Raw genomic sequence first — 20,914 nt, 5'->3', positions numbered from 1 at the left:
GATGAGAATAGGTTTGGTCGTCGAAGGCAGTTACCCCTTTGTAAGTGGAGGGGTAGCAAGCTGGGTTCAAATGATTATCCAGCAGTTTAAAGAACATGAATTTACGATTTTTGCGATAGTCCCTCAAGTAAAAACAGAAGCTGAATATCAATATGAAATTCCGAGCAACGTAAAAGATATCATTATGATTCCTTTGCAGTCAGAAAATGAATCAAAACATGTAAAAACTAATTTAACTGAACAAGAAGTACAGACACTTCAAAAATGGTTTACATTTCAAGCCAACGATACAACAGCATTACAAATATTAGGGGATAAACAAAAGCTAGGAACACTCCATTCCTTCTTTGAAAGTCGTGAGTTTTATGAAATTGTTAAAGAAAGCTATTTATATGAAGAAAGTAGTGGTTCTTTCTTAAATTATTTTTGGATGTGGAGATCTATGTTCACACCAATCATTCAAATTTTACAAATTGATTTTCCTGAATTAGATCTTATTCATTCTGTATCGACAGGTTATGGCGGACTGCTTGGTGCTGCAATTAGCGCCAAATCTGATATACCATTTATTCTAACCGAACACGGTATTTATTCTCGGGAACGTGAAGAAGAAATACTACAGTCTACTTGGATACCAATTGAATACAAAAAAAGATGGGTTTCTTTCTTTCATCACTTGTCTCATCAAGCATATGAACAAGCAGCTGATGTAATTACGTTGTTCGGCCGAAATAGTGCATATCAAAAAGAATTAGGTGCCCCGGCTCATAAACTAAAAATCGTTCCAAATGGCGTTACTTTATCTGACTATAAAGGGTTACGTAAATCAAAGTATAATTCGGATAAACTCATCATTTCCGCTATTATACGAGTTGTGCCAATTAAAGATGTAAAAACAATGATTTATGCAGCTAAATTATTATTTGAAAAAAATATTCCATTTATATTTTATTTACTAGGTCCTGATACGGAAGAAGCAGAATATGCTCAGGAATGTCGTGATTTAATTCAACAACTAGGATTAGAAGAGCATGTAATAATGACCGGCAAAGTAAATATTAAAGATTACTTAAAACAAACGGATATTCTTGTATTAACAAGTATATCTGAAGGGCAACCATTAGCTATGTTAGAAGGAATGGCGGCAGGATTACCATGGGTTGTTACAGATGTCGGTTCTTGTAGGGAGTTAATTTACGGGCAAGACGAAGATCCTTACGGGCAATGTGGATTTGTTGTACCACCTGTATCTCCCGAGCAAGTTGCCATTCATTTAGAGTGGTATTATCGTCACCCCGAATCCATTCAACAATTTGGGGATAATGGGCGCAATCGTATTGAAGCGCACTATCAATTATCAGGTGTCGTTGATAGTTATCGTAAGCTCTACTTAGAAAGAGGTAAAAAAACATGGCAGGAATAGGATTTCGTTTACAAAAATTATTCCAAGAAGACTACTATTCTTCAAGAATAAAAGCGTACGGATTTTCATTATTTGTTACAGCCGGTCCATGGTTAGTCGTTATTTTAGCAGTAACAGCTATTCGATACATTTTAAGTTTATTCCATTCTATTTCAATTGAGGAACAGCGCCTTTTCACAATTTCAATTTCATACTGCTTTATTTTTTCTCAAATCATATATGGTGCCTTACAACTCATCGTAACTAGATATGTGGCTGACCTTTTATACGAACAATAAGCTGATAAAGTATTTTCTTCCTTTTTAGGAATGACGAAAATCACACTTTTCTTAGCTATTATCTTATGGATTTTGTTTGCAATTTTTACACCATTAGCCTTGTATTATAAAATTGTGATGCTATTTTTATTTTTAGCTTTAAATATTATTTGGATTCAATCCATTTATTTAACAGCAGCTAAAGATTATCAGTCTATCGCTCTTGCATTTTTAATTGGTTCCATTTTCTCCTTATCTGGAATTGCGCTTATAGCTTACTGGCATCCGACACTTGGAATAGAACATGGATTTGCCCTATTACTTTTAATTGCTTTTACAATCGGGACTTTCATTACATTAGTGTGGTTAAGTATAGTTATTGTACGAATGTTTCCAAATAGTGATGCTACTGAACAATTTACCTTTCTTTCTTATTTAGATAAATATCCAGAACTATTTTGGTCGAGCTTGTTTTACAATATCGGCATTTGGGTATGTAACTTTGTTATTTGGTTCGGAGAAGGACGAGGAAATATTGAAAACACGTTTATTTATCATCAAGTATATGATACCTCTGTTTTCTGGGCTTATTTAAGTATTATCCCAACATATATCTTTTTCGTAGTATCCATTGAAACAAGGTTTTATGAAAGGTATAAGAAATTCTTCGGTTCAGTTAACGATGGAGCGACATTAAATACAATTTTACAATTAAAAGATTCGATGAATTTTGTCCTAAAGCAAGAAATGGAACGAATACTTCGTAATCAAGGTATTTTTTCTTTACTTATTATTTTTATAATATGGATGTTTAGTTCACAATCCGGGAACGTAACACTTGAATACTCCATTTTGCAGCTGACTATGATTGGTGCTTATGCAAACGGGATGGTCCTCGTCATCACGTTACTCCTCTTATATTTTGAAGATCGTAAAGGGGCATTTCGAACATCGGCTCTGTTCTTTTTTGCAAACCTGTTATTAAGTCTTCTTCTACTACCATTTGGATTCGATGGTTACGGTATTAGTTTTGCACTCGGATCTTCTATTACATTCTTATATGCTATTTCTAGACTCTTTACTTATATTAAAGATATTGACTACTATACATTTTGTCAGTCAAACACCTCTATGAGACAACGAACTTTCTTTACTAAAATGGGCAATAAACTTAATGGAAAATAAACAGATAAAAAAATGACCTCTTGCTTATGCAAAGGTCATTTTTTTATCTGTTTATTAAACTTCTAGATAGCCATTTTTGTTATTTGATTGCCATCTCCAAGAATCTGCACACATCTCTTCTAATCCGCGTAGTGCTTCCCATCCTAATTCACGCTTCGCTTTTGATGCATCTGCAAAACATACTGCAACATCACCAGGACGACGTTCCGTAATTTTATAAGGAACTTCCTTGCCTGAAACTTTTTCAAATGCTTCAACCATTTCTAATACACTATAGCCCGTACCTGTACCAAGATTGTATGCATCTATCCCAGTAGTGCCAAGTACCTTTTCAAGCGCCTTCACATGGCCATTTGCTAAGTCTACAACATGAATATAATCACGGATACCCGTGCCATCTTTTGTTGGATAGTCATTTCCAAATACACTTAATTCCTCTAACTTCCCTACCGCTACTTGTGTTACATATGGCATTAAGTTATTTGGAATTCCATTTGGATCTTCTCCAATACGCCCACTTTCATGCGCTCCAAATGGATTGAAGTAACGAAGTAATGCAATACTCCATCCTGCATCTGCAAATGCTACATCACGCATAATTTGCTCAATCATTAATTTTGTTTGACCATATGGATTTGTTGCACTTAATGGAAACTCCTCCGTAATTGGTGATGTTTCTGGGATACCATACACTGTTGCAGACGAACTGAAGATCATTTTCTTCACATCATGCTTCTGCATCACTTCACATAGCACTAATGTGCTTGTAATGTTGTTATGATAATACGTTAACGGAATTGCTACTGATTCTCCTACGGCCTTAAAGCCCGCAAAGTGAATAACAGCTTCAATTGTATTTTCTTCAAAAATCGTATCCAGTGCTTCGCGATTTAAAATATCTTCTTTATAAAACTTAAACTGTTTTCCTGTTATCTCTTTCACTCGATTTATAGACTCTACTGAGCTATTCGAAAGATTATCTACTACTATAATTTCGTAACCGTTATTTAGTAATTCTACGCATGTATGACTACCAATATATCCTGCTCCACCTGTTACAAGTATTGCCATAATTATAGTCCTCCATATTTCATTCATTATAAACTTCTCAAAGTATATCACATATTTCTTATCCTATGTTTATTATGCGAACACAGAAACTTACATTTTATCCCATAATTATTTTATACAATACATGATTCCAATCAGGTAATAAAAAAACGCCACATAACAGACATCGCGTGGCGTTTTTTTATCAAATTACGTAACAATATACACTTAGAAAATGCGCAAGACTACCTAACAATACAAAAACATGAAAAATTTCATGGTGTCCCATATATTTAAACTCCAACCATTTTGGCTTCGCACCATAAATAAACCCACCAATCGTATAAAAAATACCTCCAAGTACTAGGAAAAGAATACCTCCTGTACTTAAATTATCAGCTAGCGGTGCAAAGAATAGAACAATTAACCAACCCATCAGAAGATAAATTGCTGTCGATAACCATCTTGGACAATTAAACCAAAACATTTTAAAAACAATACCACAAATCGCAGTTCCATAAACTAAACAAAATAATAGCAAACCATTTGCCGAATTTAATGTAATTAAGCAAAAGGGTGCATATGTACCTGCAATTAATATAAAAATCATAGAATGATCTAGCTTCCTAAAGAAATAAATAACACGTTCACTCGCTACAACACTATGATACACAGCTGATGCCATATAAAGGACCATCATCCCGATACCAAATAAAATAACAGCTGTAATTGCAGCAAAAGATGGCATCTTAACAGAAACTTTCACAAGCATAGCTAATAATGCAATAAATGATAATACAGCTCCTCCTAAGTGAGTAAATGCATTAACCGGTTCTCTTACATAAGCATTCATATAAACACCCCTCATATAATTACATGTAGTTTTGATAACTACATGTAATTATATACACATTATCCATACAGGTCAACATTTACATTTCATTCGTTTCGTAATACCATATTTAAAGATATACTAAACATTAAGTTCCACTAAGTTATAAAAGTGAGGGGTTCTACGTGGAAAATATAAATAAATTACTTGAATCATTACATTTAGAAAAAAACATTAAACTTGAAGATATCCCAAATGTCGACTTATATGTAGATCAAGTCGTTCAACTATTTGAGAATACTTATGCGGATACAACAAGAACTGACGATGAAAAAGTATTAACAAAAACAATGATTAACAATTACGCAAAAGGGAAATTATTCATCCCTATCAAAAATAAAAAGTATTCAAAAGAGCATATGATTTTAATCAGCTTAATTTATCAATTAAAAGGAGCCCTTTCCATTAATGATATAAAAAGCTCCTTAGAAAACATAAATGCACCTTTAATAAACGATGATACATTCGAATTAAACACTCTATATAAAGATTATCTTTCTCTTACTGAAACCAATGTAGAAAGCTTTAAACAAGACGTAAACAAACGCGTTACGGATGTAAACGAGGTTTCTTCCTTAGAAGATCCAACGCTAGAAAAGTTTTTATTACTAACATCCTTCGTGGCTATGAGTAATATGTATAGACGTTTAGCAGAAAAATTAGTTGATGATTTAAAAGAATCTTAAATAAAAAAGCTATCCATCTGTTACATTGGATAGCTTTTTTGTTTACTTAATTGCTTCATGGACTTTTAATTGTTTCCCTTTAATCGTTGTATTTTTCATGATTTTTAAAACAAGCGGTCCTTTTCCATTTAATATTTCAACGTAAGAAACATTATCTTGGATTGTAATAATGCCTATATCTTCTGCTGTAACACCTTTAATTTTAGCAATTGTACCGACGAAATCTACCGCCCTAATTTTCTTTTTCTTCCCGCCATTAAAGTACAATTTCATAATTCCTTTGTTTAGGTCTGCATTTTTATCTTTCTTTATAATTGGTTTAGCATGTATCTTTTCCTCAAATGCTGCTTTCCCTTTTATAACCTCTTCTTTTGAAGGTGAAAGTGCCTTTGGAATTTCAAATCCGATGTATTCCTCAATCTCTTCTAAGAATCTATTTTCATACGGCGTTATGAATGTAATAGCTTTTCCATTATTACCAGCTCGTCCCGTTCTTCCTGTACGATGTACATAACTTTCCTTTTCTAATGGAATATCATAGTTAATAACATGTGTAATATTATCAATATCAATCCCTCTAGCTGCTACGTCTGTCGCTACTAAATAACGGAACTTTCCTTTTCTGAAATCGTCCATAACTTCAAAACGATCTTCTTGTACCATACCGCCATGTATTTTGTCACAAGGATAGTTAACGCGCTTTAACTGTCTAAATACGTGATCTACATTTTCCTGTGTACGGCAAAAAATAATACAACTATCTGGATTCTCAATCGTTGTTACATCCTTAAGAAGTGAAAGCTTCTCCTCTTCTATCGTCTCAAAAAGTGTATGTTCAATTTTGTCTGTTGTAATCCCAGCAGCCTTAATTTCAATATGCGCTGGCGAATCCATATACTTACGAGATAATTTTTCAACATCTTCTGGAAGTGTTGCCGAAAATAGCATAGTCATTCGTTTTGTAGGTAGTTCGTCAATAATTGCCTCTACTTGATCAATAAAGCCCATATTCAACATTTCATCTGCTTCATCAATAACTAAATACTTCAAACACTCTAAAGAAAGGGTACCTTTTTCAATATGATCTAACACACGGCCAGGAGTCCCAACTACAATATGTGTTTTTTGCTTTAACTCTAATTTTTGACGTGCAAATGGAGATTTACCATAAACTGCAGCAGCCTTAATCCTTTTGAAGCGGCCTATATTCGTAATATCTTCTTTTACTTGCACCGCAAGCTCTCTCGTCGGTGTTAAAACTAAAGCTTGGGGCTTATTCTCTTCCCACTCCACCATTTCACAAAGTGGTATGCCAAATGAAGCGGTTTTTCCACTTCCAGTCTGCGATTTCACGACAAGGTCTTTCTTTTGCAAGGCAACTGGAATAACCTCTCCTTGCACTTCCGTTGGATGTTCATATCCTAAACCAGTAAGTGCTCTTACAATTTCTTTACTTAATGCATAATCAGAAAAACTTTTTTTACTCATATATTAACCTCTTTTTATTCTATATTATTTTCTTTTTTCGCTTTTCCTATCAATGAATCATCATATACGTTATTATCACCTTTTTCATTATACTTGAAAGCTCACATAAAAAGGCGAATCATTCGTGATCCACCTTTTTATATAGAAATTTTCTATTTCAAAAAATTATTCCATTATAAAAATAAACCTCTATCACTTCATATACTGTTCAACTAACTGATAGCACCTTTCCTTCGTACTATTTACATTCGATGAAATACTTGCTAAACCTGACAATGTCCCCTGCCCGGATTCATTCCAAGCTTCCTCCGCCTTTTGATCTCGATACGTAATCCATTCACGCTGTTTCTCTCTCAAAGTGTTCATTTCATTTGTAGGAAGTTGCATTTTCAAAACACCATAAATCTCATTTAATGCTTTATCCCATGCCTCGTATCTTTTGCTCTCACCCTCTTTCATTTCAGTTGTAATTCCGTTCTCATATAAGTAATCGAGTTTCTTCAAACTCTCCTCAATACTATTTAATTTAGTAATATACTCTACCTTCTGACCGGTAATAGCACTTTCTTTCTTAAGCTCTTCTACTTTCGACTTCTCTTCATTTTTATTTTCTTCTTTTACTTTTTCTTCCTTAAGATTCTCATCTTTTCTTTTATCTACATCTATTGCCCTCGGCACAATCTGTGTAATTTGTTCATTCGCATTTTGATAATATACTTTAAACTGTTCTTTCCCTTTCGTTTCCCTAATAATTACGTTCAGTTGCTCTTTTACATCCACAAACTTCTGTTGGTTTTTCAACTCTTCTACTTTAGCAAGCATTTGCTTATATTTTTCTTCCTCATCTTTTTGATTAGATAAAGCTTCTCGTTTTTCTTTTGCTTGTTTCGCTAATATAACTGAACTAGCAGAATCATTTTCAATTTCTCTTAATAACGAAATTGCCCGGTCTATATTACTTTCCTGCAATACTTCAATCATTTTATTCGTTTGATTCATCTTCAGCCTTACTTCTCGGTCATCCTTATTTTCTTTTAATGCTAATTCAAAAGATGCGACTGCTCTATCGTATTCTTTATTTTCCAGTGCTAAATCTCCTTGTTTCTTCGCCTTATCAAATGCATCATTATTGCTGCATCCAGCAACAATCAACAAAGTTATTCCTATTGTTAGTATTAACTTTTTCATAGTATTTCCCCAGCCCCCTCATCCAAAATAAGAAGCACACATATAATTTTATGCAATTATCGAAACTTTCCTTACTTTTTTTATAAACGAACGTTATACATATAAAAACCATTTAAATTCGTTTTTAACGTTATTTTTAAAAGATATTAGCCTTTTTCAAAAAAAACGTTAAGAAAATCTTTGACTTCTTAATAAAAATGATGTAAATTATCCTATGGACGAACATTTTTAATCAATAAAAATAAAATATTCGTATTTTAGGGGTGTAAATGATGGAAAACGTATTTGACTATGAAGACATTCAATTAATTCCTGCAAAATGTATTGTGAACAGCCGATCTGAATGTGATACAACTGTCACTTTAGGAAAACATAAATTTAAATTACCTGTCGTACCTGCAAATATGCAAACAATTATAGATGAAAGAATCGCAACTTATTTAGCTGAAAATAATTACTTCTATATCATGCATCGTTTCCAACCAGAGAAACGAATCTCATTCATTAGAGATATGCAATCACGTGGATTAATTGCTTCAATCAGCGTTGGTGTTAAAGAAGACGAGTATGAATTCGTACAACAATTAGCTGCTGAGCAACTTTCACCTGAATACATTACAATCGATATCGCACATGGTCACTCTAATGCTGTGATCAACATGATTCAACATATTAAAAAACATTTACCAGAAAGCTTCGTTATCGCTGGAAACGTTGGAACTCCTGAAGCGGTAAGAGAATTAGAAAACGCTGGTGCTGACGCAACAAAAGTTGGTATTGGACCTGGTAAAGTTTGTATCACTAAAATTAAAACAGGCTTTGGAACTGGTGGTTGGCAGCTAGCTGCACTTCGCTGGTGTGCAAAAGCTGCAAGTAAACCAATTATCGCTGACGGTGGTATTCGTACGCACGGCGACGTAGCTAAATCAATTCGATTTGGAGCGACTATGGTTATGGTCGGTTCTCTATTCGCTGGTCATGAAGAGTCTCCAGGGGAAACAATTGAAAAAGATGGCAAGCTTTATAAAGAGTACTTCGGTTCTGCTTCTGAATTCCAAAAAGGTGAGAAGAAAAACGTTGAAGGTAAGAAAATGTTCGTTGAGCATAAAGGTTCTTTAGAAGACACTTTAATCGAAATGGAACAAGATCTTCAATCTTCTATCTCTTACGCTGGTGGAACAAAATTAGACTCAATTCGTACTGTAGATTATGTAGTCGTGAAAAACTCTATTTTCAACGGTGATAAAGTATATTAATTTTTAAATCTAACTAAAAGGACAAGCATCTTTATGCTTGTCCTTCTTTTTCATGTATAAAAATGTAAAATATTTTCATTTTACTGAATTTTCTAGTATCATGTTTTTAGATACTTATAATAAGGGGGATATAACAAATGAAAAATGTAATTGAGAAACGCCTTATTCGCGCAGAAATCTCTACTGAATTGACATGGGATCTTTCTGATTTATACGAATCTGACAAAGAGTGGGAAAATGCATTACGTGTATTAACGGACGATATAAAAAAACTTGATGCATTTAAAGGACAATTACACACTGGCTCCGCTACCTTATTAAATTGCCTACTTTTAGAAGAAGAGCTTTTAATGAAGTTAATAAAACTCGGCACATATGCAAATTTAAAAGAATCCGCTGATCGTACAGATCCAGTTATTCAAGCGAACTCTTCCAAAATTTCCGCTTTAGGGACGAAAGTACATACCGCACTATCCTTTATTCATAATGAAATTCTCTCCTTTGAAGAAGGAACAATTGAAAAATATTTAACTGAGGAAACAAAACTTGAGCCTTTCCGTAAATCGTTACTAGAAATACTACAAAAAAGGCAGCACACGCTCTCTCCTGAAACAGAAGAAGCTCTTGCTGCACTCGGCGAAGTTCATAGTTCTCCCTACAAAATTTACGGCATGACTAAATTAGCCGATATGGATTTCCCTTCTATACAAGATGAACAAGGAAATGATTTACCTGTATCGTTTGCATTATTTGAAAGTAAATATGAATTTTCTCCAAGCGCATATATACGCAGAAAAGCATATTCATCATTTGTTTCCACATTGAAACGATATAAAAATACAGTTGCAACAACGTATGCTACTGAAGTAAAAAAACAAGTGACACTTTCTCGTTTACGTAAGTACGAGTCTGTTACCCATATGCTTTTAGAACCTCAAAAAGTTCCACTTGAAATGTATAACAACCAACTAGATATTATTTATAACGAATTAGCGCCTCATATGCGCCGTTTTGCAGATTTAAAAAAGAAAGTATTAGGTCTCGATCAAATGCTCTTCTGCGATTTACACGCACCGTTAGATCCTGAATTTAATCCAACCATCACATACGATGAAGCTGGTAAATTAATTCAAGAATCTTTAAAAGTATTAGGACCTGAATATAATACGATTATCGAAACAGGCTTTAAGGAAAGATGGGTAGACCTTGCAGATAATATCGGAAAATCAACAGGTGCTTTCTGCTCTAGCCCATATGGTTCCCATCCTTACATTTTAATTACATGGCAAAATACGATGCGTGGATGCTTCACATTAGCTCATGAATTTGGACATGCTGGTCATTTTTATTTAGCCAATAAAAATCAGCGCATTATGAATGTACGTCCATCTATGTACTTTGTTGAGGCACCATCAACGATGAACGAATTACTATTAGCCCGGCATTTACTAGCGACTACTGACGATAAGAGAATGCGTAGATGGGTTATTCTGCAACTACTCGGCACATATTACCACAACTTCGTTACCCATCTACTTGAGGGAGAATATCAAAGACGAGTATATACCCTAGCGGAAGAAGGGCAAGCACTCACAGCTACAACTTTAACTGAAATAAAAACAAAGGTCCTTTCGACATTCTGGGGAGATTCCGTAGAAATCGATGAAGGCGCTGGCTTAACATGGATGCGTCAACCTCACTATTATATGGGCTTATATTCTTACACATATTCTGCGGGCTTAACTGCATCTACTACTGTAGCTCAAATGATTAAAGAAGAGGGACAACCTGCTGTTGATCGTTGGCTTGATGTACTTCGCGCAGGAGGTACAATGAAACCACTGGAATTAATGAAACACGCTGGAGTAGATATGTCAAAACCAGATGCAATCCGTAAAGCTGTTTCTTACGTCGGTTCCTTAATTGATGAATTAGAGCGTTCTTATGAGAAATAAAAATAAGCCCTCGCTTTATGAGGGCTTATTCTATATTACTTTCCAAATCTTTTGCGGTATCCGCACTTTCTACATAGTTCTTCTACTGCAACTCTTTTTGAAAATCCATCTACAATATTTTTCGCTCTATCGCCTTCAATAATGTTAGAAAATGAATCAGTATTAATATTACCAAGATTGATGATACCTTCACCATCTAAGCAACAAGGAATAACAGTTCCGTTCGCTAAAATTCCAGCCTGATTACGAAGTCCATGACAGAACCCTTTTCCATCATCCTCTTCTTCATGTAATGCCGGCCACTGGAATTCGTAGTCTTGATTAATAAAGACACGTTCCGCAATTTTTATACCTTTTCCTGGTGTAAGCTTCTCTTCAATTTGATAAGATAGATCAAACTCATTTTCAATTATAGATAATAAATCCCTATTTTTCTGGATTTCAGCATTTGTTTTATTATCTTGCGCTAAATTCCATAATCTTAGTGAAACGATTAAATCCGATTGACTTGTCGCCTCTCTAATGAAAGAAAGTATACTCCTTACATAGCCCTCTTTATCTTGCGATCCTGGGTGTCCATCAAAACTGTGCAGCGAAAAATTCATTTGTCTTAACGCAGGCTTATTTAACAGCCTATGCCTTCTCTTATTAATTAACGTTCCGTTCGTTGTAATATTAACTTTAAACCCTTTTTCATGGCTTAAATCTAATAGTTGATCTATTTTCGGGTGGAGCAACGGCTCACCCTTCACGTGCAAATAAATGTAGTCTGTGTGAGGTTTAATTTGGTCTAATCTTTTAGCAAAATCCTCTACAGAAATGAATTGCTTCTGCCTTTCCGTCGGCGGACAAAAGCTGCACGCAAGATTACATACACTCGTAATCTCCAAGTAAAACTTCTTAAACTTCTTCACCTTTAATTCCTCACTTCTCTGACTACTTATACTTTTTCCTCTTCATATTACAGCATACTTTTTTAGAAATAGAAACATACTTATTTTAGGAAATGAAGGTTTACTGCATAAAATACTTCTTCAACCTCTTTTCAATTTCCGAAAGCTGCATATAGCTATCATGTTTTCTATCTTTAATCTCTTGAATACCTCTCGCAAGGATTTCTTTTGCTTTCTCTTCTTGCCCTGACATCATATAAAAATCACATATTTTTTCATAAAAAATAATTGGACTCCTTGTTGCATAATCTGCCGCATTATCCCAGTCATCAATTTGCGAATAATATGGAATTCCAACATTCATTACATTATCTATAAACGCACTAAATTCCGCCCTATCATATTCTGAATTCGTGAGCTTCCAATACCGTGTACTCCTTCTCCAGCCTGGAATATTCCACTCTGCATCTCCGACTATTGAATTATTTACTAGCTTATTTCCCCATTGTTCTTTATACCATTTAGAATACTTTTTTGACGTAACACCCCACATAGTCCAAAACTCACAATAATCTTCAGAGTCCCATTTACTGAGTGAAAAACTAAAAGTTAGCTCAAAATCACCTTGTGTACGAGAAAATTTAGGTACACTCTTTGCATAACGGAAACCCAATTTTTGTAATTCATTCACTAAAAAATTTTCTATATATAAACTTAGTAGTTGTTTTGGCTTCATACTGTTCACCCTATTACATATTGTGAAATATAGAAAACGGCCACATATGTAGCCGTTTTAATGTACTGGTATACAACTATTTATGATACGGTTCCCCGCGATTAATACGAAAAGCCCTATACACTTGCTCAAGCAATACTAGACGCATTAATTGATGTGGTAATGTCATCTTTGAGAAAGACAGAGATTCGTTTGAACGCTTCATTACTTCTGAGCTAAGTCCAAGTGATCCACCAATTACAAACGTTACTTTACTCTTTCCATATGTAGCAAGACGATCTAGACTTGCTGCAAATTCTTCTGATGATTTTTGTTTTCCTTCTATTGCTAACGCAATAACGTGCGCATCATCAGAAATTTTATCCAGTATACGTATGCCTTCTTTTTCTTTTACAATTAACATTTCTGCTTCACTTAAATTTTCTGGTGCCTTTTCATCTGGCAATTCAATTACTTCTACTTTTGCGTAAGAAGATAATCGTTTTAAGTATTCTGCTATACCTTGTTTTAAGTATTTTTCTTTTAATTTTCCGATTGAAACAATCGAGATATTCACATCTATTCCCCACCTTACAAACACGTTATCCACAGCACTTATCCACATATCCACAAATGTTACCCACATATTGTGTGAGAATCTGTGTTCGATACAACATATGTCGCCTCATTTTGACAAAATTCACATGTTTTTTTCTTTTCTTCAGAGTTATCCACATTGTTAATAACTGGCGCAACTTCACACTCATCCACAATGATATCTAATGCTAATTCAACATGTTCTAAACAACAAGGTAAATTCATATTCTTCACCTCACTTTTCTACAATAGAAAACAGGAGGTAGGCCCTCCTGTTTTTAATACTTTTGAATGCCCAATTTCACCGTTGTTGTCGCTCGTTTTGTACCACGATAAAAAGTAAGAGTCATTTTATCATTAATTTTTTTATTATATAAGGCCGTGCGGAACCCAATAATATCGTGCACCGCTTTTCCATCTACCGCCACAATAACATCATGTTCTCTTAGACCAGCTTCCGTACCTGGCGAAGGACTTTTCACATCTAAAACACAAACTCCTTCTGTTACGTTACCTGGTAGGTTTAATGTTTTTGACCAATAGTAACTTGGAATCTCATTTAATGATCTTAGTTCAATCCCAACGTAAGGCCTTTTTACTTTACCGTACTTTTCAAGCTCATTCATAATAGGAACAGCTCTCGTGACTGGAATAGCTAGTCCAATTCCCTCTACTTCTTTTGCTGCAATTTTCATTGAGTTAATACCTATTAATTGTCCAGATACATTTACAAGCGCTCCACCACTATTACCTGGATTAATTGCCGCATCTGTTTGTAATACTTCTACTTGCCAATCGTAATGTCCATCTTGATCTAAATCCACAGGAACAATGCGCTCATTAGCCGAAATAATACCTTGTGTGACAGTTCCAGAAAATTGTAGCCCCAGTGGATTTCCAATTGCAATAACAGGTTCTCCTCTACGAACGGTATTAGAATCACCAATTTCAATCACTTTCTTCACATGCTTCGCATCTATTTCTAGTACTGCTAAGTCCGTGACTACATCGGTTCCCAATACTTTACCTGGAACTTTCTTACCGTCACTTAAGCTAACTTCAATACGATTCGCCCCAGCGACAACGTGGTTATTTGTTACAATATACGCATGTCCATCTGTCCTCTTATAAATCACACCAGAGCCTGTACCAGCTTCCGAATCAGCCTCTGAAAAATCATCTCGTTGAATATTAATAACACCCACAACAGCCTCCGAAGCACGATCAACAGCATCTACAAAGCTAACTTGTTTAACAGACTCATTTCCGCTTTGAGCTTCAGCCATATTTTTTTCACTCGCTTCAACTTGCGGAAGCTTACCTTCATCATTTGAAAATAAAGGCGCTCCAAATGCAAATAATGAAGCCCCTACAATTGTTCCCGCTATACTAGAAATAACAATACCTTTATGTTTCTTTTTCCCTGCACGTTTAATACGATATTTTTCTTCATCAATAAAGGACATATTTGTTCACCTATCTTCCTGAAAACAACTATATTCACCTTTATTGTTTACTAAAATGAAGAATTATACGTATTGAATTTTTGTAGGCATCTTTGGATCTGTATCATGTATTTTAAAGGATTCTCCAACCCCAAAACCTTTTTCTTCTAATACTTGTGATACAGACATACGAGCTAATTCTTTCATGTTATTATCCAAGCTTAAATGCGCTAAATAAATGTGTTTTGTTTCGTCTGTAATAACATCCGCCATCGCTAATGCAGCATCCTCATTACAAACGTGACCTACATCACTTAATATGCGTCGTTTAATGCTCCATGGATAACGCCCCATACGAAGCATTTCCACATCATGATTGCTTTCAAATACGAAAGCATTCGCTCCCTTAATAACACCTTTCATACGGTCACTTACGTAGCCCGTATCTGTAATAAGAGCTAACTTTCTATTATTGTTATGAAAAGCATAAAACATCGGTTCTGCCGCATCATGAGAAACACCAAATGATTCAACTTCAATATCCCCAAATGTTTTCACGTCTCCTACTGAGAAAATGAATTTTTGATCAGTTGGGATATTACCTATTAAATGTTCCATTGCATTCCATGTTTTCTCGTTCGCATAAACAGGCAAATCATATTTACGCGCCAATACACCTAATCCTTTAATGTGGTCACTATGCTCATGTGTTACAAGAATACCTGATATGTCATTTATATTCAGTTCGGCTTGCTTAAATAATGCCTCTGTAGCTTTACCACTTAAACCTGCATCGACAAGCAATTTTTTTTCATCTGTTCCTACATATAGCATATTCCCTGTACTTCCACTTGCAAGCACACTAAAATGCATACTCATTCTTTCTCACTCCATTATGTTCTTCCGGCACTTGAGTTTCCCCTAATTCCATAACTTGTCCTTCAATTGCATTCACAAAGTAGTCCTTTTTCTGCTCTGTCTTTAAGTTCCACGTTGGAGCAAGCACTTGTATATTAGAAGAAGATTCAGCTAAAGTCGCATATCCAATCTGCGCCTCTTTCACGTGCGTATTTTCTGCAATTTTATTTTTTACATATATATTTTCTAAAGCTGTTTGAGCAGTGATAATTTCTTGTTCTTTCGTTTTTTCACTTTCGCCCATTTCCTTCAAATCCGTTAACATTGTTTGTGTATACGAAACAAGCTCATTTTTTTCATTCAAATCTACAACAATCATTGCATGATTGTTGTAGAAAATCGGCTTATCCTTATACTTTTGAAAGAAATAAATTTTTGAATCTTTCATTGCCCCAAACTCGTATTTCTGCCCATCAAGCACGTAATTTTTTAAGAAATCATTATACTTGTCCTTTGATAACGATTTTGCATTTAAAAATGGTTCTTTCAACTTACTTTCTATCTTATATTCTTCTTGCAGATGCACTGTTTGATTTTTTAAAGACTGCACATCTTCTTCCTTAAAGCTTTTATTTTTCGCCATAATAAACGACTCTTTTTTCGGCTCTTTAGGAAAACTCCCCATAGTAATTTTAGACTCTTTTAATTGTTGATCAATTTTTGTTTCTGTCACAAGTTCCAATTGATTACTATCTTGCTTTTGAATGAACTGAAAGATAAGAAAGAGATCTAAAACAAAAAAGGTCACAATAAATATGGTTTTAATTCGATCCCAATCCATTTAGTCCCCCCTCACTCCATTCAAATATTTTTTGCTTACCATTTTCTTCACATTTTACATACCATATTGGCTTTAAAATAATGTTTTTTCCTTCGTTAATGGAATCTTCCAATGATAACTTATAACCAATTCCAACATCCTGAATTGAATTTTTATCAATTTGCGGATTATTCTCTAATGATGTCATCACTGTACGACCCGATGCGAGAGAAGTTTTTAGTTGTTTACTAGGTAATTTGAAACTTGGATCAAAAAAGGATCTTTCATACTGCATGATTTCACCTGAACCCCATGCTTGCTTTAATTCCGCCATTCCATCGCTATTAAATACAGGCAATCCCTCCTCATAAAAACGGAAGGACGTTTTCCCCTTATCAATATAATCAAAACGATAGAGTTTTAAGGCACCACTATGTCCACTTACAAAGTCAAAACTTTTTTGTAAAAGTGCTGCATTATCCATAGATTCATCACTATGTACAGCGGAGTTTTTGTATTTCAACATTGCATTTGACTGATCAATTTCCATAGAACGTATACCATCTGTAAATGTTTTCTTTGATTTCTCAGAAATAGGGCTTAAATAACGTGGATCACTAAATAATGCATTTTTAAATGTATCCTCATCTAGCCTAGATCCAAAATACTCTACCTCACTTAATTCCGTAATTCCATCTGGTAAGTAAAGTTTTTTTCTATCACTTATTTGATATTCAAAATACGGTCTCGCTACTGTTATAAGTTGATTTTGAGCATTTATAACATCCTTTACATAAACACCACTCAATTTTGCTTCATATATTTTACGATAAGGATAAGTATCATAGGAAACAAAACTAATTTTAATTTCTTGGTCCTTACTTCGAGAAGGGTCAATTATAATACGATTGAAACTCCTATTACCTTCTATGTTTTTATCTTTAAAATTAAACATACTTTTAATCGTACCCAGTGGAATGTTTGTAGGAAAAATAAATTCGATTTTTTCTTCTCCATGTACATACGAAAGAAAATCACCTTTAGGAACTGTCCCTGTTATTTCCTTTAAATCATGTAACTCTCCATTTTCAAGAATTCTATAAATTAAATCCACATTACTTTTGTTTTCACTCACATAATGATTTTTCTCTTTATGAACAATGACAGAGGATGGGCGAACAACCTCTGAAAGTTTTATTGGATTTATCTCTTCATTACCTTGAACAAATTTTGCATTTTGTATCGAAGTAGAATCGGGAACATATGTCCATAAATTAAAAGTAAGAAATAGGCTAATAACAACTAAATTAATTAAAACTATCGTTTTAAAGTTTTCCATACTCATTCCCAATCGTCCTCTTCATCAGTTGCCATTGGCAGTGTGAAATAAATAGTTGTGCCTTTTCCTTCCTCACTTTTCGCCCAAATTGAGCCGCCGTGTGCCTCAATCATTTCTTTCGCAATGGCTAATCCAAGACCTGTACCACCCATTTGTCTTGAGCGAGCTTTATCTACACGGTAAAAACGTTCAAATATTTTATCTACATTTTCCTTTGGGATACCCATTCCTTGATCACTCACACTAATTTCTAATAACTCACCGCGGTCACGCAGGCGATATGTTACTGTGCCACCTTCTGGCGAATATTTTAATGCATTGGAAATAATGTTATATAAAACTTGTGTAATTTTGTCTGTATCCATATCAATAAATCGAGATTTCTTAGAGAAAGATCGTTTGAAGCTTACATTTTGCTCTTTAGACATTTCAAAGCGATCGATAACGTTATTAAAGAAATCAGTAAAGTCGACCCATTCCTTCATTAAGCGATGTTCTGTACTATCTAGTTTAGATAATTGTAACAACGCATTTACAAGTCTAATCATTCTTTCTGTTTCTTCTTGTGTAACCGTTAAAAATTGCGGTGCGATATTCGGATCTTGCCATGCACCATCCGTAAGTGCTTCTAAGTAACTGCGCATTGTTGTTAACGGTGTTCTTAGCTCGTGAGATACATTCGCAACAAACTCACGACGCTCTCGCTCTATACGCTCCTGCTCCGTTACATCATATAATACAGCAATTAAACCATTTGCCTTACCTGTTTCTTTTTGAATGACAGAGAAACTAGCACGTAAAATATATGGTTCATTCCTCGTACTAAAATCTAATAAAACTGAATCAGGTTCTTCATATAAATGATCCAGCGTAAATTCTTCTTGTATCCCTAGCACTTCTAAGACAGATTGATCTAGTGCCGTTTCACGCGAAACATTTAACATTTTTTCCGCAGGATCATTTAATAAAATGATGTCACCTTTTCGATCAGTAGCAATCACTCCATCTGTCATATGTGATAACACAGATGATAGTTTGCGTCTTTCACTCTCTGTTGAAGAGCGAGCTTGTTGTAATTTTTTGGATAAATTATTGAAAGATAATGCTAGTTGTCCAATTTCATCATGGCTATGCACTTTTACTTTTCTCGAATAGTTTCCTTTTGCCATTTCAATTGCTTGTCTCCGCATATCTGAAATTGGTCTTGTAATTGTTTGAGCCAACAAAATCCCAAGTACAGCTGTTACTAGTAAAGCAATTACTGTCCCCGTCGCGAAAATTTGGTTTATATCTTTCATTTGTTTATACACATCTTCCATAGATGCAACAATACGAATGACGCCAAGTACCTCTCCTTCTTGTTCTTTTAGAATAGGAGTAATCATCACTTGAACCCGATGACCTGTTTTCACGTCTTTCTCAACCTTTGACTCTGGTTTTTTTTGTACCATTACCCGTTGTACAGCTGTGTCTGCTGACGTTCGTCCTACTTTATTTTGCTTAGACTCGTCTGAAATTGCCATTAATTTTTTAGTAGAATCAATTACACTTATTTCTTGAATATCTCTCTTACGATCCGATGCAAATTTTTGAATTGAATCGTTAATAGCTTTATCTACCGAATCTGCTTTAGGACGTTCTTTTACAAACTCTTGCTTCAAGTTATAAGAAAGTAAGTTTGTTTGCTGCGTTAAGGAATCTTGAAAACCTTTTACAAGGCTTTTTTCTAATTCCCTAACGAAATATACACCAATTACTTGCATTGCTATTAATATTAACAGCATATATATGAGCACAAATTTTAAATGAATAGATTGAAAAAAACCAACTTTCTTCATATACTATTCCTGTTCTGGGTCACGCAAGTAATACCCTACCCCACGTCTAGTTACAATTAAAGTAGGATGACTTGGATTATCTTCAATTTTTTCGCGTAAACGACGTACTGTTACGTCTACTGTACGTACATCTCCAAAATAATCATAACCCCAAACTGTTTGTAATAAATGTTCACGAGTCATAACTTGACCTAAATGCTTCGCTAAATAATGTAGTAATTCAAATTCACGATGTGTAAGCTCAATGCTTTCTTCGCGCTTCGTTACACTATAAGCATTCGGATTGATAACGATTGGTCCAATAACCATCTCAGTATTTTCTTCTTTCTCTGCAGCACCACCCTGCTGATGACGACGTAAATTCGCCTTCACACGGGCAAGTAACTCCCTCGTACTAAATGGCTTCGTTACATAATCATCCGCCCCAAGCTCAAGTCCTAATACTTTATCAATTTCAGAGTCTTTTGCTGTAAGCATAATAATTGGCATTTCTGAGCTTTTACGTATTTCACGACATACCTCTAAGCCATCTTTTCCCGGTAACATAATATCTAATAAAACCATATCTGGCTTTTCTTCATTTGCTTTTTCAATCGCCTCATCACCATCATGCGCCATTACAATTTCAAAACCTTCTTTTTCTAGGTTGAACTTCAAAATATCTGCAATCGGTTTTTCATCATCAACTACTAAAATTTTCTTTCCCATCATCGTCTATTTCCTCCTTATAAAAATATGGTCAATAATCCCTAAACACATTGACGTTTATATAGTATGTCCCTATATGACCGCACCTTTTGTTTAAGTATTTTCTCCTCTATTCTCATAGACTCATGTATGATCCACTTTTTCACGGAATCCTATACGATCTATAGAAAAACCTCTAGCTTCAACTGCTAGAGGCTCCCCATTCTATTTTAAAATAACTACTCACTTTTGTAAAATTACATAAATAAAAAGGATATTAAGTGGGCCCACTTAATATCCTGAGAGTGGCTCGGGACGGAATCGAACCGCCGACACGAGGAT

Annotated in this window: 18 protein-coding genes and 1 pseudogene; 5 read left to right on the top strand and 14 right to left on the bottom strand. The window is 34.7% G+C overall.

Annotated elements, in window-relative coordinates; translation table 11 throughout:
• Position 1: 1 nt before the first annotated feature.
• Positions 2-1,423, top strand: a complete 1,422-nt coding sequence (gene pelF, locus BAU27_RS07165) for a GT4 family glycosyltransferase PelF (protein ID WP_071770502.1) — start codon at positions 2-4, stop codon at positions 1,421-1,423.
• Positions 1,411-2,865, top strand: a pseudogene (pelG, locus tag BAU27_RS07160) (exopolysaccharide Pel transporter PelG). Before pelF ends, pelG begins: the two are co-directional and overlap by 13 nt.
• A 54-nt stretch (positions 2,866-2,919) precedes the next feature.
• Here the strand turns inward: pelG and galE are convergent.
• Together galE and trhA are read right to left on the bottom strand one after the other, a co-directional pair.
• Positions 2,920-3,936, bottom strand: coding sequence for a UDP-glucose 4-epimerase GalE (gene galE / locus BAU27_RS07155; protein ID WP_071770501.1), 1,017 nt, complete (start codon positions 3,934-3,936; stop codon positions 2,920-2,922).
• Between the two features lie 184 nt (positions 3,937-4,120).
• Entirely contained in the window at positions 4,121-4,768 is a 648-nt protein-coding gene (gene trhA, locus BAU27_RS07150) for a PAQR family membrane homeostasis protein TrhA (RefSeq protein ID WP_071770500.1), read from the bottom strand.
• Between the two features lie 164 nt (positions 4,769-4,932).
• Between trhA and BAU27_RS07145 the strand changes: the two genes are divergently transcribed.
• Positions 4,933-5,493 carry a DUF1836 domain-containing protein gene (locus BAU27_RS07145; RefSeq protein ID WP_071770499.1) on the top strand — a complete coding sequence of 187 codons (561 nt, stop codon included), beginning with the start codon at positions 4,933-4,935 and terminating at the stop codon, positions 5,491-5,493.
• Between the two features lie 42 nt (positions 5,494-5,535).
• Here the strand turns inward: BAU27_RS07145 and BAU27_RS07140 are convergent, their stop codons facing one another.
• The gene (locus BAU27_RS07140) at positions 5,536-6,981 is read right to left on the bottom strand and encodes a DEAD/DEAH box helicase (protein ID WP_071770498.1); all 1,446 of its coding nucleotides are present in this window, start codon (positions 6,979-6,981) and stop codon (positions 5,536-5,538) included.
• A 192-nt stretch (positions 6,982-7,173) separates the two neighbouring features.
• Entirely contained in the window at positions 7,174-8,169 is a 996-nt protein-coding gene (locus BAU27_RS07135) for a lysozyme inhibitor LprI family protein (protein ID WP_071770497.1), read from the bottom strand.
• 272 nt (positions 8,170-8,441) lie between these two features.
• Here BAU27_RS07135 and guaC point away from each other — a divergent pair, with 272 nt between their 5' ends.
• Positions 8,442-9,425: a GMP reductase gene (gene guaC, locus BAU27_RS07130; RefSeq protein WP_000432440.1), complete on the top strand. Its 984-nt coding sequence runs from the start codon at positions 8,442-8,444 to the stop codon at positions 9,423-9,425.
• A gap of 137 nt (positions 9,426-9,562) precedes the next feature.
• Positions 9,563-11,380, top strand: coding sequence for an oligoendopeptidase F (pepF, locus tag BAU27_RS07125; protein ID WP_071770496.1), 1,818 nt, complete (start codon positions 9,563-9,565; stop codon positions 11,378-11,380).
• Positions 11,381-11,415: 35 nt separating this feature from the next.
• Here the strand turns inward: pepF and BAU27_RS07120 are convergent, their stop codons facing one another.
• The 10 genes from BAU27_RS07120 to walR all read right to left on the bottom strand — a co-directional run bounded on the left by BAU27_RS07120 (position 11,416) and on the right by walR (position 20,596).
• On the bottom strand, positions 11,416-12,294 hold the full coding sequence (locus BAU27_RS07120; RefSeq protein ID WP_071770495.1) for a radical SAM/SPASM domain-containing protein: 879 nt from the start codon (positions 12,292-12,294) through the stop codon (positions 11,416-11,418).
• A gap of 100 nt (positions 12,295-12,394) precedes the next feature.
• Positions 12,395-13,009 carry a hypothetical protein gene (locus BAU27_RS07115; protein ID WP_071770494.1) on the bottom strand — a complete coding sequence of 205 codons (615 nt, stop codon included), beginning with the start codon at positions 13,007-13,009 and terminating at the stop codon, positions 12,395-12,397.
• Positions 13,010-13,085: 76 nt separating this feature from the next.
• Positions 13,086-13,565: a 23S rRNA (pseudouridine(1915)-N(3))-methyltransferase RlmH gene (gene rlmH, locus BAU27_RS07110; RefSeq protein ID WP_071770493.1), complete on the bottom strand. Its 480-nt coding sequence runs from the start codon at positions 13,563-13,565 to the stop codon at positions 13,086-13,088.
• A gap of 59 nt (positions 13,566-13,624) precedes the next feature.
• On the bottom strand, positions 13,625-13,810 hold the full coding sequence (locus BAU27_RS07105) for a CxxH/CxxC protein (protein WP_071770492.1): 186 nt from the start codon (positions 13,808-13,810) through the stop codon (positions 13,625-13,627).
• A gap of 53 nt (positions 13,811-13,863) precedes the next feature.
• Positions 13,864-15,051, bottom strand: coding sequence for a S1C family serine protease (locus BAU27_RS07100; RefSeq protein ID WP_071770491.1), 1,188 nt, complete (start codon positions 15,049-15,051; stop codon positions 13,864-13,866).
• A gap of 63 nt (positions 15,052-15,114) precedes the next feature.
• Positions 15,115-15,909 (bottom strand): MBL fold metallo-hydrolase, encoded by a 795-nt coding sequence (locus BAU27_RS07095; RefSeq protein WP_071770490.1) that lies wholly within the window; start codon positions 15,907-15,909, stop codon positions 15,115-15,117.
• Positions 15,893-16,729 carry a two-component system regulatory protein YycI gene (locus BAU27_RS07090; protein WP_071770489.1) on the bottom strand — a complete coding sequence of 279 codons (837 nt, stop codon included), beginning with the start codon at positions 16,727-16,729 and terminating at the stop codon, positions 15,893-15,895. Before BAU27_RS07090 ends, BAU27_RS07095 begins: the two co-directional genes overlap by 17 nt.
• Positions 16,710-18,053, bottom strand: coding sequence for a YycH family regulatory protein (locus tag BAU27_RS07085; protein WP_071770488.1), 1,344 nt, complete (start codon positions 18,051-18,053; stop codon positions 16,710-16,712). Before BAU27_RS07085 ends, BAU27_RS07090 begins: the two co-directional genes overlap by 20 nt.
• The gene (gene walK, locus BAU27_RS07080; protein ID WP_071770487.1) at positions 18,050-19,885 is read right to left on the bottom strand and encodes a cell wall metabolism sensor histidine kinase WalK; all 1,836 of its coding nucleotides are present in this window, start codon (positions 19,883-19,885) and stop codon (positions 18,050-18,052) included. The genes BAU27_RS07085 and walK overlap by 4 nt, the downstream gene beginning before the upstream one ends.
• A 3-nt stretch (positions 19,886-19,888) precedes the next feature.
• Complete coding sequence (walR, locus tag BAU27_RS07075; protein ID WP_083595905.1) at positions 19,889-20,596, bottom strand: cell wall metabolism DNA-binding response regulator WalR; 708 nt, start codon at positions 20,594-20,596, stop codon at positions 19,889-19,891.
• Between the last annotated feature and the right edge of the window lie 318 nt (positions 20,597-20,914).

It is taken from the genome of Bacillus sp. NH11B, from assembly GCF_001884205.1.
GTDB classification, from domain to species: domain Bacteria; phylum Bacillota; class Bacilli; order Bacillales; family Bacillaceae_G; genus Bacillus_A; species Bacillus_A proteolyticus.
This window is presented reverse-complemented; position numbering and strand designations above follow the sequence as displayed.

Bases quoted from the DNA above. Each gene is read 5' to 3' on its own strand.
- trhA (WP_071770500.1), bottom strand. From the start codon at position 4,768: ATGAATGCTTATGTAAGAGAACCGGTTAATGCATTTACTCACTTAGGA.
- walK (WP_071770487.1), bottom strand. From the start codon at position 19,885: ATGAAGAAAGTTGGTTTTTTTCAATCTATTCATTTAAAATTTGTGCTC.
- BAU27_RS07100 (WP_071770491.1), bottom strand. From the start codon at position 15,051: ATGTCCTTTATTGATGAAGAAAAATATCGTATTAAACGTGCAGGGAAA.
- BAU27_RS07105 (WP_071770492.1), bottom strand. From the start codon at position 13,810: ATGAATTTACCTTGTTGTTTAGAACATGTTGAATTAGCATTAGATATC.
- BAU27_RS07085 (WP_071770488.1), bottom strand. From the start codon at position 18,053: ATGAGTATGGAAAACTTTAAAACGATAGTTTTAATTAATTTAGTTGTT.
- walR (WP_083595905.1), bottom strand. From the start codon at position 20,596: ATGATGGGAAAGAAAATTTTAGTAGTTGATGATGAAAAACCGATTGCA.
- BAU27_RS07140 (WP_071770498.1), bottom strand. From the start codon at position 6,981: ATGAGTAAAAAAAGTTTTTCTGATTATGCATTAAGTAAAGAAATTGTA.
- BAU27_RS07135 (WP_071770497.1), bottom strand. From the start codon at position 8,169: ATGAAAAAGTTAATACTAACAATAGGAATAACTTTGTTGATTGTTGCT.
- BAU27_RS07095 (WP_071770490.1), bottom strand. From the start codon at position 15,909: ATGAGTATGCATTTTAGTGTGCTTGCAAGTGGAAGTACAGGGAATATG.
- pepF (WP_071770496.1), top strand. From the start codon at position 9,563: ATGAAAAATGTAATTGAGAAACGCCTTATTCGCGCAGAAATCTCTACT.
- BAU27_RS07090 (WP_071770489.1), bottom strand. From the start codon at position 16,729: ATGGATTGGGATCGAATTAAAACCATATTTATTGTGACCTTTTTTGTT.
- guaC (WP_000432440.1), top strand. From the start codon at position 8,442: ATGGAAAACGTATTTGACTATGAAGACATTCAATTAATTCCTGCAAAA.
- galE (WP_071770501.1), bottom strand. From the start codon at position 3,936: ATGGCAATACTTGTAACAGGTGGAGCAGGATATATTGGTAGTCATACA.
- BAU27_RS07115 (WP_071770494.1), bottom strand. From the start codon at position 13,009: ATGAAGCCAAAACAACTACTAAGTTTATATATAGAAAATTTTTTAGTG.
- pelF (WP_071770502.1), top strand. From the start codon at position 2: ATGAGAATAGGTTTGGTCGTCGAAGGCAGTTACCCCTTTGTAAGTGGA.